Source organism: SAR202 cluster bacterium, from assembly GCA_009392515.1.
Classification (GTDB): Bacteria; Chloroflexota; Dehalococcoidia; order Lucifugimonadales; family UBA6952; genus UBA6952.
Genome location: VFGE01000030.1, coordinates 20,772 through 36,363 on the forward strand (window position 1 = coordinate 20,772; position 15,592 = coordinate 36,363).

A 15,592-nucleotide genomic window follows, 5' to 3' on the forward strand; every position below is an offset into this window, starting at 1 on the left:
AGGAAAATGTGAACCGATCTTTTCAACCACTTGGCGATAGAGTAGTTGTAAAACCTATCGAGAAAGAAGAAGTAACTAGTTCAGGGTTAGTGCTACCAGATACTGCAAAAGAGAAACCACAGGAAGGTGAAATTGTTGCAGTGGGAAGAGGTAGGGTAACAGATGATGGTAAAACTATTGAACTTGAAGTAAAAGTTGGAGATATAGTTGTATATTCAAAGTACGCTGGAACTGAACTCAAAGAAGAAGGCGAGGATTATTTAGTACTCAGGGAGTCAGATATACTTGCTAAAGTAGGATAATTCATTAGGTAATAGAAAAAATAAATTGTTTTGGAGGAATTAAATATGGCTAAACAATTATCGTTTGGTGAAGAGGCACGAAGATCTTTAAAAAAAGGAATTGACGCCCTTGCAGATTCAGTTAGTGTGACTTTAGGACCTAGAGGCAGAAATGTTATTCTAGATAAAAAATTTGGCCCACCTACTGTTTGTAGTGATGGTGTGACAATTGCAAAAGAAATTGAGTTAGAAGAACCTTTTGAAAATATGGGTGCACAATTATTAAAAGAAGCAGCAAGTAAAACTAATGATGTTGCTGGAGATGGAACAACAACTGCTACAGTTTTAGCACAAGCCTTAGTAACTGAGGGATTTAAAAATGTTGCGGCTGGAGCAAATCCTTTAGCTTTAAAAAGAGGCATGGATAAAGCAGTTGAAAGTATACGTGCCGAATTGAGAAAATTATCTCAAACTGTAGAAGGAAAAGAACAAATTGCACAAGTTGCTGCTTTATCTGCACATGAACAAGAAGTTGGTGACTTAATTGCAGAAGTTATGGAAAAAGTGGGTAAAGATGGTGTAATCACTGTTGAAGAATCTCGCGGACTTCAATATGACGTAGAGTATGTTGAAGGGATGCAATTTGACCGTGGATATATAAGTCCTTATATGGTCACAAATCCTGAAAGAATGGAAGCTGTTAATGATGACCCTTATATTTTAATCACTGACAAAAAAATAACTGCTGTTTCAGATGTTTTACCTGCATTGGAAAAAGTATTACAAATAACCAAGAACGTTGTAATTATTGCAGAAGATATAGAAGGTGAAGCATTAGCAACAATGGTAGTCAACAAATTAAGAGGAACTCTTAATGTTATTGCTGTTAAAGCTCCAGGATTTGGAGAAAGAAGAAAGGCTATGCTTGAAGACATGGCTATATTAACAGGCGGACATGTAATCAGTGAAGAAGTGGGAAGAAAACTTGATTCAGTTACTGTTGAAGATCTTGGTAGAGCAAGAAGAGTTGTTTCCACTAAAGAGGAAACAACTGTTGTTGAAGGACATGGTTCAGACGAGGCAATACAAGGAAGAATCAATCAAATTAAAGCCCAAATTGAAGAAACAACCTCAGAATTTGATCGAGAAAAATTACAAGAACGATTAGCAAAACTTTCTGGTGGAGTGGCAATCATACAAGTTGGAGCGGCTACTGAAGTAGAACTCAAAGAGAAAAAAGCGCGTGTAGAAGATGCGTTATCAGCAACTAGATCTGCTGTTGAAGAAGGTATAGTACCTGGTGGAGGATGTGGATTAGTTCGTGCATCTCAGTCAGTAGCTAAACTTAAATTAACAGGAGATGAGGCAACTGGAGCGCAGATTGTCTTAAAAGCAATTGATGAGCCAATAAGAGTAATTTCGTTTAATTCAGGTGCTGAAGGGTCTGTAATCTTGGATGCTATTAAAAAGGGCAAAGGTGATTATGGATACGATGCTGAGAATGAAAAATTTGGTTCAATGATGGAGTTTGGTATTATGGACCCAACAAAAGTTACCAGAGCTGCTGTTGAAAATTCAGTCAGTGTTGCTGCAATGATACTAACTACTGAGTCATTGGTAACAGAAATTCCTAGTAAGGCGCCAGCTATGCCAGCTGCCCCTCCAATGGATTACTAATACACTGGATTAACAATAAATACATCAATAGAGGGTACTCAAAATATTATGAGTACCCTCTATTTGTAAAAAACGTCTTTATTATTCATGTTCTTTTATTGTAAATAACAATTTGCTGAGTGATACTATCAGGCAATAAAGAAAAAGCAGTGGAGGATTTATATGACAGATTTGCGCAAATCGGCTGCAATTGTAGGCGCTTATGAACACCCGGTTAGATATGCTCCTGACAAAAGCGAAACTTTAATAATGGCAGAGAGTATTATTGGTGCTTTAGCAGATGCAGGATTAGAAAAAAAAGATGTAGATGCTATTTTTAGCGCTGGCGGTTTGAGTGGATATAATTTGGTAGATTATCTCAATATGCAACCTAAATATGCAGATTTTACAACTGTTGGAGGTGCATCTTTTGAATTTCATTTGTCTCATGCAGTTACTGCCATTGCTGCAGGAAGAATCAATTGTGCTGTTATAGTATATGCATCAACTCCACGCGTAACTGGTACTTTAGTAGGAACAGGTGGATTTGCTCGATATGGTTCAAGTCTTTCAGATCCCGTACCAGGAAGTTTTGAAGACCTATATGGAAAAACAACAGTTGGATTATATGCAATGATTGCTAGAAGACATATGCATCAGTACGGAACAACCAGTGAACAGTTGGCAGAAGTTGCAGTGGCTATGAGAAAACATGCAGGATTAAATCCCAATGCACTATTTCGAGATCCGATAACTGTTGAAGATGTATTGGCGTCAAGAATCATTTCAGATCCATTGCATTTGAATGATTGTTGTATTATTTCTGATGGTGGAGGTGCTGTCGTTGTAGCCTCTCCAGAGGTTGCAAGAAATTGTAAAACAAAACCTGCATGGGTGTTGGGTATGGCGGAAGCTATAGCACATCAGGGTGCTGGCAAAAGAGATTTGATTAACATAGCTGCGGCACAAACCGGAGCCCCTGCGATGGAAATGGCAGGAGTAAAACATAAAGATTTAGATATGGCTATGATTTATGATTCATTTACCATTACTGTTGTCGAAACTTTAGAAGATTTAGGGTTTTGTAAAAAAGGCGAAGGTGGAGATTTTGTAAGTGGTGGAAGAATTGAACTGGGAGGGGAATTGCCATTGAATCCTGACGGGGGAGGGCTTTCTTCTAATCATCCAGGTATGAGAGGTATGTTTTTACTTATTGAGGCCACTAGGCAGCTTAGAGGAGATTTTGCAGGTACTCCAAGACAAGTGGAAAATTGCAATCTTGTATTAGCACATGGAACAGGCGGTGCATTAGGTGATAGACATAGCGGTGGTACGATTATTCTAGGAGGTGATTAGATGGTAAATCAAATTCAATGGAAAAAACCATTACCTACAGTGACAGGTGAAACTAGAAAATTTTGGGATGCTGCAAGAAAAGGGCATTTAATGATTCAGCATTGTGAATCTTGTGGATATCAATGGTATCCGAGGGGGTTTTGTTCAGGGTGTTGGTCTAAGGATATAGAATATGTTGAGGCTAAAGGTACTGGAAAGGTTTGGACATATACAGTCACTTATCAAAACAGGACTCCTGGATTTAACGAAGATGTTCCGTACGTATTAGCGTTGGTTGAACTTGATGAGGGTGTTAAATTATTTTCAAATATTATAAATTGTGACCCTAAAAGTGTCACAATTGGTATGGATGTAAAAGTAACGTTTGTTCAAGCAACAAATGAAATTCATGTACCTATGTTTGAACCTTTATAACCAATTTGGCTGGTCTACAGTCATTTTTTGACTTTTGATATTTACATCAACAATTACTGATTTTATAGCTGGTACGAGTACTTCTTCATTATTATCAGTTGTTATAACGTAAACATCATTTGCACCAGTAGTAAGAATATTTGATATTCTACCCAGATATTGTTTGTTAACGTTGAATACATTTATACCAATTAATTCATAATAATAATAAGTATCGTTTTGCTGTGGCGGGGTTTGTGAAGGCTTTACGTAAATATATTTCTCTTTAAGTGTTTTTGCTTTTTCTGGAGTGTTATAACCATCGAGTAGTAAAATGTAATACCACTTTTGTTTAGAAGATTTTTGTATTAATACCTCTTGGTTATTAATTATTATTTTGTTGCCAGTGGTGAAACGGGACTTAATATCAGACAGGGGTCTTACTTTTATTTGCCCCTTGACTCCAAAAATGGAAAAAATCTGACCAACAGCAACAAGATCTGATTCCATCATTTAAACTTTAGAGAATTTCTAAATTAACTCTGGTTCCTGCTTTAACTGCAGCTACTCTTAAGAGAACTCTTATTGCTTGAGCAACTCTTCCCTCGCGGCCTATCAGTTTTCCTTTATCTTCTTCAGCAACTGTGAGTTTAAGAATAACTTTCCCTTCGTCGTCCTCTTCTTCCTCTACTATTACCTCGTCAGGGTTACTAGCTAAGGATTTTGCGATGTATTCAACAAGTTCTTTCATAATAAACCAATCCTCTATTCTTTTGTAGTTTGGTTAAGAATACTTTTCATTGCATCAGAGGGCTGAGCTCCTTTAGCAATCCATTCATCTATTTTACTATGGTTTAAGTTAATTGTTGGGGGGTCAGTTTTTGGGTCATATGTGCCGACGAGCTCAATGAATGCTCCATCTCTTGGAGATCGAGAATCAGCAACCACAACTCTGTATGAAGGTTGTTTTTTTGCTCCAACACGTTTCAATCTTATTTTTAGCATTTAAAACCTTATAATTACTATATGAGCTAGAAAGAAAATTCTATCTTTGTTCCTCGTTATTGTCAAACTTGTGCATATTTTTGCATTGTGTTAGGTTTAATTTAAATTTGCGAGGGGATTAAATTGCTAAATTCATTAAAAAATCCAATGGTTTTTTTACTAACCTCTATATTAGTCTTGAGCTTAGTTCCGTTTTCTACTTTTGTTGCCGCTATACCCTTAATTGAAAACCAGTGGGAATTGATCAATACCGAGGTTGGAGCAATTAGCGGTGTATATTTTTTGGGATATGTTTTAGGTGCAATTTTATTGGTCCCTATGTCAGATAAATATTCAACGAAAAATACATTCTTTTTTGCTGTTTGTGTATCATCATTTTCACACTTAGCTTTTAGTATTTTTGCGAATGGATTATTCTCAGCTTTATTATTGAGGTTCATAAGTGGAGCATCATTTTCTGCTATATATGTCATTGGTCAAAAAATTATTGGGCAAAACATATCTGCTGAATTGAGGGGTTCTTCAATTGGATTATATGTAACAGGATTTTATGCAGGTAGTGGTATTTCATTATTACTAGCTGGTTATTTATTACTTCTTTTTTCTTGGGAAACAGTTTATTTATTGGTTTCTTGTATTTCTATTATTAGTATATTATTAGGATTAATTTTTATAATTAAAATTGATCTTCTTCCAACAAACCCTGGTTCCGCGTTACTGAATCTTAAGGTTTTACTAAACAAAAGACTATTTGTTGCTTCATTTAGTTACGCAATGCATGCATGGGAATTATATATAATGAGAATGTGGTTTCCAGTATTTTTGGCATATTTATATATAGAATCTGGCTCGGAATTGAATTCTAGTGCTGCATTAGCATCTACGATAGCTGGAATTATAGCTATTGTCGCATCGTTTACGCCTCTTTTAGGTGCATCATATTCTGATGGTAAAAATAGAGCAAAAATAGCAATATTTATACTTGCTATAAGTAGTGTTCTTTCTTTACTCATAGGTTTAACAGTTTTATTACCAATAATATTTGCTATTATTATCGGGTTCATTTGGACGCTTTTTGTAGGTTCTGATTCAGCAATATACACTACGTTGATCACAGAAAATGCACAACCTGAAGAGCTGTCATCTAGTTTAGCTGTACATACAGTATTTGCTTTTGGGACAGCAGCAATTTCACCATTAATATTTGGGGTAATACTAGATGTTTTCGGAAGAAACGAATTAGGATGGTTTGTAGGGTTTTTTACATCTTCAATATGTGCATTATTTGCTATGATGTTTTTATATTTGGTCTATGTTCGTAAAGAGTAATCAACCTTAGGATTTTTAATACTAAGAAACATAAAGCTCGAACAAAATAATGTAATAATGAATAAACTGAATGGGATTAAATATGATCCATTAATGCTAAATAGAAGACCTGCGATAAATGGGCCTATTGCTCTACTTAATAGTTGAAACGGTAAGCTAAATCCTCTTATTGTAGCAAGGACATTTCTGTCAAAATATTCCGACCAGGCAACTGCATTTAGCAATTGTTCACCGCCAATATTCAATCCATAGATAATAGCAAATACTAAAGCCATTGGTATAGATGATGCCTGCAGTAAAATCAATGTGGCTAATGCAGCACCAAAGGATGAAATTGCTAGACAATATTTCACGGCAATTTTATCTGCAAAGTATCCCCAAACAAATCTTCCGCATATGCCTGAGAAAGCATGTATACTAACAATAAAAGCTGCAGTATAGGCAGAAAAGCCATTGTCTAATAGGTAACTCAATTCATGTACAACTATTCCGGTAATGGCAAGTCCATTAAGATTGAAAGCGATAATTAATTGCCAGAAAACAATTGTTTTCATTGCACTATATCCTTCTCTTATTTCATTATTACTTACATGTATTTCTAGATCATTTTTATCAATCGGTATTCCATCTGGAAGTAATCCAATATCTTCAGGCCTTCGTTTCATAAAAAACGAAGCAGGAATTATTGTTATTAAGGTAAATCCAGATATAAAAAACCATCCATATTTCCATCCATAGTTATCCATTAAAATGGCCATAATAGGTGTTATAAAAACTCCAACTAGCACCCCTCCCATAGTCCCAAAAGCCAAAGCTTTTCCACGTTTTTTAATAAACCATTTAGGAATAACAGACCCGATAGCAAATTCACCTGCCCCGGCCGAAGCAAATCCTCCAGCAATTCCAAAAAGGATAAGAAATTGCCATGGAGAATACACTTTAGTAATTAAATAAGTGCATAGAGAAGCAATTAATCCAGACAAGAACATAATTTTACCGATACCGTATCGATCTATTATTGGGCCTATTAATAAACTTAATAGTCCACCAACAATTATTCGAAAAGACATTCCAAGGGAAATTATTGCCCTGCTCCATTTTAGAGAAACCGACATAGGTTTAATAAAGGCAGTATATCCAAATTGCATCATTGTGCCGGATCCGGTACTAGATAGCATAATGGCAGCCACAATGACCCATCCGTAATATATTCTGTGTATAGTTTTTATAATTTACTCCTAATGTGGATATAGATGCTTGAATTTACAATCTTTGAACCATAATATTTATCGAGAGTTTTTACAATAGTTTTGGAGGATTTATGAAAGCGGTTCAAGTTAAAGAGTTTGGTGGTAGTGAGGTTTTAAATTACACGGATGTTGAGACTCCATCAATATCTAGTAACGAACTTTTGATAAAGCACGAATCTATAGGTGTTAATTTTATAGATATCTATCAAAGATCAGGGGCTTATCCAATGGATTTACCATTTATTCCGGGTTCAGAAGGTGCAGGCATAGTTACTGAGGTGGGCAAAAACATAAAAAATTTTAAAGTTGGAGATAAAGTAGCATATTCTATGGCAAGTGGTGGATATGCAGAATATACCAAAGTCACTGAAAATACAGTTGTTTCAGTTCCAGAGAGCATTGATTTTACCATTGCTGCTGCATCAATTTTACAGGGAATGACTGCACATTATTTAGCATATTCTACATTTCAATTACAGCCTGAACACACATGTTTAATCCATGCAGGTGCTGGAGGAGTTGGGTTACTCCTTATACAAATGGCCAAAAATATTGGAGCAAAGGTTATAACTACAGTTTCAACAGAAGAGAAAAAGCAATTGGCATTAGAGGCAGGTGCAGATGAAGTGATTATATATACGAAACAAAATTTTGTGGAGGAAGTAAGTAAGATTACCAACGGAAAGGGATTGCCTGTTGTTTATGATTCTGTAGGAAATACTACGTTTAATGGAAGCGTAGATTGTTTACATTCTCGTGGGTACATGGTTCTTTATGGGCAATCAAGTGGTGCAGTATCCCCAGTAGACCCCCAGTTATTGAATAGAAAAGGTTCTATATATTTAACAAGACCTAGTTTGGGAGCTTATATGCAAACTAGAGATGAGTTAAATTGGAGGTCTGGCGATATTTTTAAATGGATAGAAGAGGAAAAGTTAAAGGTGAGAATAGGTTTGTCTTTACCTTTATCTAAGGCAGCGCAAGCACAGGATGACTTGGGTGCACGAAAAACTACTGGCAAAGTAGTTCTTATTCCATAATTATAGATTTCTGAAATGTAATATTTTAGCAGTCAGAGATCCAAGATTGATCGATATAGCAATTCCATACGACCAGGTTAATAAACATATTACTGACTGAAGCGATCCGTAAACTATCTCTATTTGGGGATTAATTTCAAAATACCAACTAAGTATTGTTGTACATATATGAACACCAAAGCTAGCAACAAAAGATCCATAAAATATAAATAATGGCCTCACTTTGGTATATAGAGCAGTCTTAAATACCAAATACATTGCTAAACTTGTGAAAATTAGTTTAGTTGTAATAATAAGTATCCAAATAAAAAAATTAGTATCTTGATCTATTGTGGGGAAAGTGAAAATTTTGAAATGAATTGTTGGTATAAATGAAATAGTAGAACTATTTAATAGAACTAATATAGAGATAAATATATAGGTATAGAAAAGCATTTTAATGTCAATTAACCATTTTGAAATGTAAGATGGACCTTCGTGATCGATTCCCCACACATAATTAAAAGTGTTCCTAATAGCACTGAACACACTTAAGGTAGTAATTAATAACCCAATCATTCCTAGAAGACTGCCAATTTGGTTGTTTTTTGCAGAATTTAGTATTTGTACTTCTATGAATTCTTGGGAGAATGTGGGAATTATTGTGCTAATAAAACCTTCAACTAAAAGCATTTGAGTATCTTTATCTTGTGTTGTATATTCTCCCACTGATCCAATAAGCAATATAATTGGAAACATAGAAAAGAATAACCAGAAAGCTATTGACGATGCAAAATAATGTGATTTGGTTTCAAAAAAGTGTTTTAAAAAATATCTCATAAGGAATGTTATAAATCTTTACTTCTAATTTGTAAAATACTTTATCCTTATTTTGTATCTATTTTATTGGTTTCTTAAAGCCGTTATTGGATCTAATAGCGAAGCTCTCCATGCTGGGTATAAACCAGAAACAATTCCCACAACAGAAGCCACAGTAAAAGCAAGAACTATACTCCAAGGGGTTATTATTGTTATTAGTGGGGTTTCGGCAATTTCATAACCATCCAATAATGTAGAGCTTGTAATTCCGAGCAATATTCCTGCTATACCGCCCAATATTGATAGTGCAAGTGCTTCTATTAAAAATTGAAGAGCAATATCTGGACCTGTGGCACCTATAGCTCGCCTGATACCAATTTCTCTTGTTCTTTCTGTAACCGATACAAGCATGATATTCATAACTCCAATTCCTCCAACAAACAGGGATATTCCAGCTATACTACCTAGTAGTAGTGATATTGTAGTTCCTATTTCATTAACTGTTTCCAATAATTGAGTTTGGCTCGTTACAGTGAAATCGGGTTCATCAACTTGGTGATGTCGTTTTAAAAATTCTGTTATGAATTCTGAAACCTTTTGTTGGTCAATATTTGGCGAAGTTTTAATAGTTATTTGGTTAATAATCGTTTTTCCCGATGTGTTTTGAAGCCCTCTTAGTCGTTGTTGTGCCGAACTCACTGGGATGAAAGCATAATCATCTTGTACACTTTCTCCCCCAGTTGGTAGCAATACACCAATAACTTTAAAATTGAATGAAATTCTTCCATTAAAAAAAGAAGTTCTAATTGTTTTTCCTACTGGATTTTCTTCAGGAAATAAAGCGGTTGCAATATTTGAACCGAGTACCATATATAAAGAACCTGATGAAATATCTTTTGGCGAAATGAATGTTCCTTCAGATACGGATAAATTTCGTACATTAAGATAATCACTATCAGTACCTACTAGCTGTATTTCTTGGTTTAATGAGCCTACAATTGCTTGTGCGTTCCCAATATTTAATTGCGGAGCTGCAGCTTCTACTCCAGGTAAATTAGCCTCTCGTATAGCTATAACATCTTCAGCAAATAGAGTTCTGGCACTACCTCGGCGACCCCTAACACCTTGTTCACTAGCAGAACCAGGGCTAACAAACAATAAATCTGTACCAAGATTAGTAATTTCTTCTTTAATTCCTGCTTGAGTTCCTTGCCCAATCGATACTAGAACAATTACTGAGCCAACACCAATAAGTAAACCTAACATGGTTAGAAAACTTCTTAAACCATTTGCGCTTATTGCTTTTAAGGCAGTTAAAAATCCATCAAATAAACTCATAGAGCTACACCATTATTTTTTGTGTATAAATCTTCGGTAATATTTCCATCGCTCATTTTTATTTGTCGTTCAGCTAAAGATGCAATATGTGGCTCATGGGTAACTAGGACAATAGTTATCCCCTGTTCTTTGGCTAATTTAATCAAAATATCCATAACTTCTGAGCTAGTTTTTGTATCTAATGCCCCAGTGGGTTCATCGGCAAGAATGATTTTGGGATTTATAACAATGGATCTTGCTATCGCTACTCTTTGTTGTTCTCCACCAGATAGTTGATTAGGCGTGTGATAAATTCTTTCAGCTAACCCAAGCATTGCTAGTGCAGTGGCCGCTTTTTTCCTTCTATTAGAATCTTTTTGATAAATCAAGGGTAATTCCACTTGCTCCAAAGCAGTTAGACGTGGAAGTAGATTATAACTTTGGAAAATGAATCCAAAAATCTTACCGCGAAGTCGTGATAATTGAAAATCAGATAATAAGCTGATATCTGCCGTATCAATGTAGTACTTTCCAGAAGTTGGTGTATCCAAACATCCTATAACGTTCATTAAACTACTTTTTCCAGATCCAGATTGCCCAGTAATAGCTATAATTTCTCCGTCCGGTATTGATAAATTAATTCCATTAAGGGCTTTTACTTTACCAGCATCAGTTATGTATTCTTTTGTAATATTTTCGAGTTTTATCATCGTATTCTTCTGATATTTGGGCTTTCAAGAGAAGTGCCTTCCCTTTCTTCTTCTGTAGTTGTATTTGTTGTAGATTTTACTACTTGTGTTTCAATCAAAATAATATTTCCTTCTTCAAGACCAGAAATAATTTCCGTCTGAGAAAAATCTGTAAATCCGGTGGTTATAAATTGTTTTTCTGAAGTTTTGCTTATTTCATTTTGTAACAAAACATAAGATTTTCCGCCTTCTTCTTTAATTGATTTAGAAGGTATCACCAAGGCATCTAATTTTATCTCAGTTATTATTGTTACTGAACCATTCATACCGATGTGTGGAGGTGTAGGATTTAATAAACTTCTCAAAGAGTTTAATTGTTGTTGAGACCTGTTAGTTCCTCGTTCAGACCTATTGCCATTAAGGCAGCCGGCTTCTTGTAATTGAGTTCGTTGCTCAGGAGTTAGATTTCTTATATCTCTTGGATTTGAAATAGAGGTACCAATAGCTTTTTCCACACAAGCTAGCAGTTCGGTTCTATCGCCACTTCCTTCAGTTCTATTATTATTTCCTTCAGTTCTTTCTTCGGTAGAAATTCCTAGCGAAACCAGTATAGGTTGTAAATTTTCCATATCTAAAGATCCGATATTATTTCTAGTAATAATATTTGCTTTTACAGGATAAGAAACCACACCCTGGCTTATTTCTGGAATGAAACTTATCGTAGATATTTCAAAGAGATAAGATTGATCGGGCATGGCATTGAAATTAGCTATACCAAATTGTCCGGTTTTTATGTTAGGTAAATCTGTTTCAGATATGTTCATATCTATACTTATAGAATCCAAATTTGATAACAAGAAAGCATTTGTATTTGTAGTTACATTTTGACCTTTAACTATGTCAACACTTCCTATAGTTCCTGAAAATGGAGCTTTTAGCGTTAGATCATTTATGGTTTCTTCAGCTTCTGCAAGCGTGATTTTTGCTTTTTCAATAGAAAATTGTAATTGTTTAATGTCTATTTCACTAAGCCCAGCTAAATCTTCAGCATTACGTGCGTTTGCAACTGTTAAAGAAGCTTGTGCTTGATTTAAAGTGTTATTTGCTTGCTGTAACTCCTCAGTTGTTGGTTCAGCTAATAAGTCGGTATTCTGATCATTTTTATTTTGTAATCGTTTTTCTGCTATATCTAAAGATTCTTGCGAACTTACTTTAGCTTCATCTAATAGTTGTTTTTGCAATTTATGATTATCTAGAGCATTTTTATAGGATGCATCAGATTGTAATAAAGATGTAGTTAATGAGTATAAATCGTTACTAATAGCATTTACATTATTAATTTGATCACTTAAAGCTTTTATATTTATAGCACTAAGTGGAATATCATCTGCTCCACATACATCAACGCCCGAATTTTGATTTGTTGTGCAATAGTTTTGCCTAGCAACTTTTAAACTAGCCAATGTTGTATCTATTTGCCGACCTGCAGTAATTACAGCTTTTTCTGTTGTGCTGATATTTGTGGCTGTTTCAGGATTAGATTTAGTTAAATTTTCTAATGTTGTTTTGGCTGTATTAACTTGTTGTTTAGCCGTAGCAAGATCATATTCCATTGAAGACTTTTGTAAATTTGTTGCGCCAGCTAGTAAGTTGTCTAGTGTAATTTGAGCATTTAACACCTGAGATTGAGCATTTATTATAGATTGATTATTAGATGCTGTTTCCAGAGCAGAAAGAGGTTGTGTTTGTTCTTGCAGTATTAATTCTGCTTCTTCGAGTGTAATTTTGGCTCGATTCAATGTTCTTTCAGAATCATTGTTTATTAATTTAGCTAATGGTTGGTTTTTTTCTACATAATCTCCAACTGAAACATAGATTTCTAGAACTTTGCCAGATGTATTAAATCGAGTTTGTAATTGTTCGTCTGCAATAATTGTTGAAGCAGCCTCAACCGAGGTTGTTAAATTGGTTTTTTCAACTACATGTTCTGTTGTAATAGTTTCAAAAACAGCTTCTTCATTTTCATTGTTTATATAATCATATAAGAAATAAGAGCCTATTAAAGCTATCACTAGAAGAAATATAAGAACTTTGCTGAAACGGTTTGGATTTTTACCGGATAATAAAGAGTCGATATCAATGTTTGTACTCATACTCACTCAATTCTTTGAACGTTTATTATTAATATATATTATAATAAACGAATAGTATTGGAAAATGTCATTTAAACGAGGGAAAATGAAAGAATTGGCTAATCAAAAATGTGTTGCTTGTGAAAGAGGCGCACCTAAGGCTGATGATGAATTAATTCATCAGTTTTTACAAACATTTGATGAGTGGAACCTGATTACAGAAAACAACATTCCTAAATTAAAGAGGATATATAAATTTAATAATTTTAAATTAGCTTTAGAATTTTCTAATTTAATTGGAGACATGGCAGAAGAAGAAGGACATCATCCCTTAATCATTACAGAATGGGGTAAAGTTACTATTAAGTGGTGGACTCATAAAATAAAAAACCTGCATTTAAATGACCTTATTGCTGCTTCTAAAACTGAGAATTTGTACATAAATGTTTCTCAATAGATTGAATCAACAATTCATCACAAGATTTACAAAGAATTATTCATGGATTTAATTTTAAAAAATCGAAATTTTCGAACCTTTGTTTTTGCACAAACATTTAGAGATATAACTCTAATGTTATTTGTTACGTCCAATGGTTGGTTAGTTTTGGATTTAACAGATTCAACAATATTTGTCGGTTTAGCTGCAGGTTGTGGTGGGCTAGGAATGCTTATTACTAGTTTGTTAGCTGGATCAATTGTTGATAGGGTGGATAGAAAAAAGATTTTAGCACTCAGCCATTTTATTTTATCTATAACTTTTCTTGTAGTAGTGCTTTTTATTTGGACAGGAAGTATTAATATATGGATTTTGTTACTCACAACATTTATAGATGGAAGTTGTACATCATTTAGATTTGTGTGTGGCGGCACAATTACTATGGATTTGGTTGGGTCTAAAGATCTTTCTCGTGCCACGGCAATCAATTTTTCTTGTATGACTATTACAGGTATTTTCATTACAGCTATTGGCGGTAATTTAATTGATAGATACGGGTTTGAATCAACTTACTTATTAATGTCTATATGTGCATTTATTTCTAGTGTGATATTAATGTTTGGATTACCGAATATATCTAAAAATATAAATGATGGTAACCGTACCTCAATACAAGAATTAAGAGACGGGATTTCATATATAAAACAAAATAAACGAATTCGTTCTTTATTACTTTTGGGACTTAGTTCTGAGGTTTTTGGATGGGCCCATGAAAGTATGGTCCCTGTAGTAACTAAATATGTCTTAGGAGGAGGTTCAGTTGAACTTGGTTATATTTTGGCATCTGGGCAAGTCGGAGCATTAATTTCTACGTTAGTATTGTCTAATTATCGAATTAAAAAAAACCGAACGCTAATATTATATTTAGCATATATTTTATTTGGTTTATTCTTGATAGGTTTTGTTTGGTCAAAAATTTTATTATTGTCGATGTTTTTGTATTGTTTGGCATTATTAGCAGTTGCAACATACGAAGTAGTGTTACATTCTTTGGTTCAAACCATAGTACCTAATATAATGAGAGGGCGTGTTGTTAGTTTTCAAATTTTGACATGGGGCGCAACAGGAATATCAGGTTTTATGTTGGGAGTATTAGCTGGTTTCACGAGCCCACCCATAGCTATCACAATAAATACATCTATTCTTGTTTTAAACGGGACGAGAAATGTAGTCAAAAAAATATTAACGAATAAAAGTATATTGAGTTACTGGCAGTAATTACCTATACTTTCATTATGGAATCTGGAGTTGATTTTTTTAAAGGGTGTTTAGTTTTTCTTTTATTTATTTTAGTTGGTGCTACGATAGGTGGTTTGGTAGCAACTTTATTTACTTATATATATATTCAAGGAAGTGATTTAAAGAACGATCCAGGTCTGATATATATATATTTGTCGTATTCATTCATAGGAGTAATTATTGGTTCAGTTGTAGGTTTTGTAGCATGCCAGGTAATGAATATAATTATCGAAAAGAGGCGCTATAATTATTGGAGATATGGGGGATAAAAAATGGATATTGTTGTATATATGTCACCCAGTTGTGATCATACAGATGAAATATTACAGTTGATGGAAGAATGTTTAGCAGAATGTGGTGTTACTACGGGATATCAAACTGTAGAAACACGAGATTTCGAAGATGCAAAAGAGAAAAAAAGCTTAGGATGTCCAACAATTAGAACAAATGGAGTGGATATCGAGTATGGGCCCCAAGAACCTGAAGAATATACTTCAGGTTGTCGATATTACAATACATTAGATGGATGGAAACCCATGCCTCCAAAAAATCTTATTATTGGCGGAATTAAACGAGCCCAAGAGAAACTGTAAATTGTAGGGAGATCTATT

18 protein-coding genes are annotated in these 15,592 nt (G+C 34.4%); 10 read left to right on the top strand and 8 right to left on the bottom strand.

Translation table 11 applies throughout. From position 1 onward, the window contains the following. Nucleotides 1-8 precede the first annotated feature (8 nt). From FI695_04180 to FI695_04195, 4 genes are all read left to right on the top strand, one after another. Nucleotides 9-302, top strand: a complete 294-nt coding sequence (locus tag FI695_04180; protein ID MQG51159.1) for a co-chaperone GroES — start codon at nt 9-11, stop codon at nt 300-302. 45 nt (nt 303-347) lie between these two features. Continuing rightward, nucleotides 348-1,958 carry a chaperonin GroEL gene (gene groL / locus FI695_04185; protein ID MQG51160.1) on the top strand — a complete coding sequence of 537 codons (1,611 nt, stop codon included), beginning with the start codon at nt 348-350 and terminating at the stop codon, nt 1,956-1,958. A 162-nt stretch (nt 1,959-2,120) separates the two neighbouring features. After that, nucleotides 2,121-3,293, top strand: a complete 1,173-nt coding sequence (locus FI695_04190) for a hypothetical protein (protein ID MQG51161.1) — start codon at nt 2,121-2,123, stop codon at nt 3,291-3,293. After that, nucleotides 3,294-3,707, top strand: coding sequence for a Zn-ribbon domain-containing OB-fold protein (locus tag FI695_04195; GenBank protein ID MQG51162.1), 414 nt, complete (start codon nt 3,294-3,296; stop codon nt 3,705-3,707). Here FI695_04195 and rimM read toward each other — a convergent pair. Genes rimM through rpsP form a run of 3 tightly spaced genes read right to left on the bottom strand, consistent with a single transcriptional unit; the run spans nt 3,702 to nt 4,691 of the window. Then, nucleotides 3,702-4,199 carry a 16S rRNA processing protein RimM gene (rimM, locus tag FI695_04200; GenBank protein MQG51163.1) on the bottom strand — a complete coding sequence of 166 codons (498 nt, stop codon included), beginning with the start codon at nt 4,197-4,199 and terminating at the stop codon, nt 3,702-3,704. The two genes, FI695_04195 and rimM, sit on opposite strands and share 6 nt — an antisense overlap. A gap of 7 nt (nt 4,200-4,206) precedes the next feature. Then, nucleotides 4,207-4,437, bottom strand: coding sequence for a KH domain-containing protein (locus FI695_04205; GenBank protein MQG51164.1), 231 nt, complete (start codon nt 4,435-4,437; stop codon nt 4,207-4,209). Nucleotides 4,438-4,451: 14 nt separating this feature from the next. Continuing rightward, complete coding sequence (gene rpsP / locus FI695_04210; protein MQG51165.1) at nt 4,452-4,691, bottom strand: 30S ribosomal protein S16; 240 nt, start codon at nt 4,689-4,691, stop codon at nt 4,452-4,454. A 123-nt stretch (nt 4,692-4,814) separates the two neighbouring features. On the opposite strand from rpsP, the gene FI695_04215 reads away from it, so the two are divergent. Continuing rightward, nucleotides 4,815-6,020, top strand: coding sequence for an MFS transporter (locus tag FI695_04215; protein MQG51166.1), 1,206 nt, complete (start codon nt 4,815-4,817; stop codon nt 6,018-6,020). On the opposite strand, the gene FI695_04220 is transcribed toward FI695_04215, so the two are convergent. Further along, nucleotides 6,002-7,198: an MFS transporter gene (locus FI695_04220; protein ID MQG51167.1), complete on the bottom strand. Its 1,197-nt coding sequence runs from the start codon at nt 7,196-7,198 to the stop codon at nt 6,002-6,004. The two genes, FI695_04215 and FI695_04220, sit on opposite strands and share 19 nt — an antisense overlap. Nucleotides 7,199-7,341: 143 nt before the next feature. Here FI695_04220 and FI695_04225 point away from each other — a divergent pair, with 143 nt between their 5' ends. Then, nucleotides 7,342-8,310 (top strand): quinone oxidoreductase, encoded by a 969-nt coding sequence (locus tag FI695_04225; protein ID MQG51168.1) that lies wholly within the window; start codon nt 7,342-7,344, stop codon nt 8,308-8,310. Here FI695_04225 and FI695_04230 read toward each other — a convergent pair whose 3' ends face one another. The 4 genes from FI695_04230 to FI695_04245 form a co-directional block, all read right to left on the bottom strand. Next, nucleotides 8,311-9,129 carry a YihY/virulence factor BrkB family protein gene (locus FI695_04230; GenBank protein ID MQG51169.1) on the bottom strand — a complete coding sequence of 273 codons (819 nt, stop codon included), beginning with the start codon at nt 9,127-9,129 and terminating at the stop codon, nt 8,311-8,313. It lies immediately after the preceding gene. A 63-nt stretch (nt 9,130-9,192) separates the two neighbouring features. Then, entirely contained in the window at nt 9,193-10,446 is a 1,254-nt protein-coding gene (locus tag FI695_04235; GenBank protein ID MQG51170.1) for an FtsX-like permease family protein, read from the bottom strand. Continuing rightward, nucleotides 10,443-11,135, bottom strand: a complete 693-nt coding sequence (locus tag FI695_04240; protein MQG51171.1) for an ABC transporter ATP-binding protein — start codon at nt 11,133-11,135, stop codon at nt 10,443-10,445. Before FI695_04240 ends, FI695_04235 begins: the two co-directional genes overlap by 4 nt. Further along, nucleotides 11,132-13,267, bottom strand: a complete 2,136-nt coding sequence (locus FI695_04245) for an HlyD family efflux transporter periplasmic adaptor subunit (protein ID MQG51172.1) — start codon at nt 13,265-13,267, stop codon at nt 11,132-11,134. The genes FI695_04240 and FI695_04245 overlap by 4 nt, the downstream gene beginning before the upstream one ends. 85 nt (nt 13,268-13,352) lie before the next feature. On the opposite strand from FI695_04245, the gene FI695_04250 reads away from it, so the two are divergent. The 4 genes from FI695_04250 to FI695_04265 are packed head-to-tail and all read left to right on the top strand — an operon-like array spanning nt 13,353 to nt 15,574. Then, nucleotides 13,353-13,703 carry a 4a-hydroxytetrahydrobiopterin dehydratase gene (locus FI695_04250; protein MQG51173.1) on the top strand — a complete coding sequence of 117 codons (351 nt, stop codon included), beginning with the start codon at nt 13,353-13,355 and terminating at the stop codon, nt 13,701-13,703. A 42-nt stretch (nt 13,704-13,745) separates the two neighbouring features. Beyond that, entirely contained in the window at nt 13,746-14,960 is a 1,215-nt protein-coding gene (locus FI695_04255) for an MFS transporter (protein MQG51174.1), read from the top strand. Nucleotides 14,961-14,977: 17 nt separating this feature from the next. Continuing rightward, complete coding sequence (locus FI695_04260; protein ID MQG51175.1) at nt 14,978-15,250, top strand: hypothetical protein; 273 nt, start codon at nt 14,978-14,980, stop codon at nt 15,248-15,250. Between the two features lie 3 nt (nt 15,251-15,253). Continuing rightward, the gene (locus FI695_04265) at nt 15,254-15,574 is read left to right on the top strand and encodes a hypothetical protein (GenBank protein MQG51176.1); all 321 of its coding nucleotides are present in this window, start codon (nt 15,254-15,256) and stop codon (nt 15,572-15,574) included. Nucleotides 15,575-15,592 lie beyond the last annotated feature (18 nt).

Coding starts and splice junctions, on each gene's coding strand:
- FI695_04230 (MQG51169.1), bottom strand. CDS start 9,129: ATGAGATATTTTTTAAAACACTTTTTTGAAACCAAATCACATTATTTT.
- FI695_04250 (MQG51173.1), top strand. CDS start 13,353: ATGAAAGAATTGGCTAATCAAAAATGTGTTGCTTGTGAAAGAGGCGCA.
- FI695_04220 (MQG51167.1), bottom strand. CDS start 7,198: ATGCTATCTAGTACCGGATCCGGCACAATGATGCAATTTGGATATACT.
- FI695_04235 (MQG51170.1), bottom strand. CDS start 10,446: ATGAGTTTATTTGATGGATTTTTAACTGCCTTAAAAGCAATAAGCGCA.
- rimM (MQG51163.1), bottom strand. CDS start 4,199: ATGATGGAATCAGATCTTGTTGCTGTTGGTCAGATTTTTTCCATTTTT.
- rpsP (MQG51165.1), bottom strand. CDS start 4,691: ATGCTAAAAATAAGATTGAAACGTGTTGGAGCAAAAAAACAACCTTCA.
- FI695_04245 (MQG51172.1), bottom strand. CDS start 13,267: ATGAGTACAAACATTGATATCGACTCTTTATTATCCGGTAAAAATCCA.
- FI695_04260 (MQG51175.1), top strand. CDS start 14,978: ATGGAATCTGGAGTTGATTTTTTTAAAGGGTGTTTAGTTTTTCTTTTA.
- FI695_04190 (MQG51161.1), top strand. CDS start 2,121: ATGACAGATTTGCGCAAATCGGCTGCAATTGTAGGCGCTTATGAACAC.
- FI695_04255 (MQG51174.1), top strand. CDS start 13,746: ATGGATTTAATTTTAAAAAATCGAAATTTTCGAACCTTTGTTTTTGCA.
- FI695_04205 (MQG51164.1), bottom strand. CDS start 4,437: ATGAAAGAACTTGTTGAATACATCGCAAAATCCTTAGCTAGTAACCCT.
- groL (MQG51160.1), top strand. CDS start 348: ATGGCTAAACAATTATCGTTTGGTGAAGAGGCACGAAGATCTTTAAAA.
- FI695_04195 (MQG51162.1), top strand. CDS start 3,294: ATGGTAAATCAAATTCAATGGAAAAAACCATTACCTACAGTGACAGGT.
- FI695_04225 (MQG51168.1), top strand. CDS start 7,342: ATGAAAGCGGTTCAAGTTAAAGAGTTTGGTGGTAGTGAGGTTTTAAAT.
- FI695_04265 (MQG51176.1), top strand. CDS start 15,254: ATGGATATTGTTGTATATATGTCACCCAGTTGTGATCATACAGATGAA.
- FI695_04240 (MQG51171.1), bottom strand. CDS start 11,135: ATGATAAAACTCGAAAATATTACAAAAGAATACATAACTGATGCTGGT.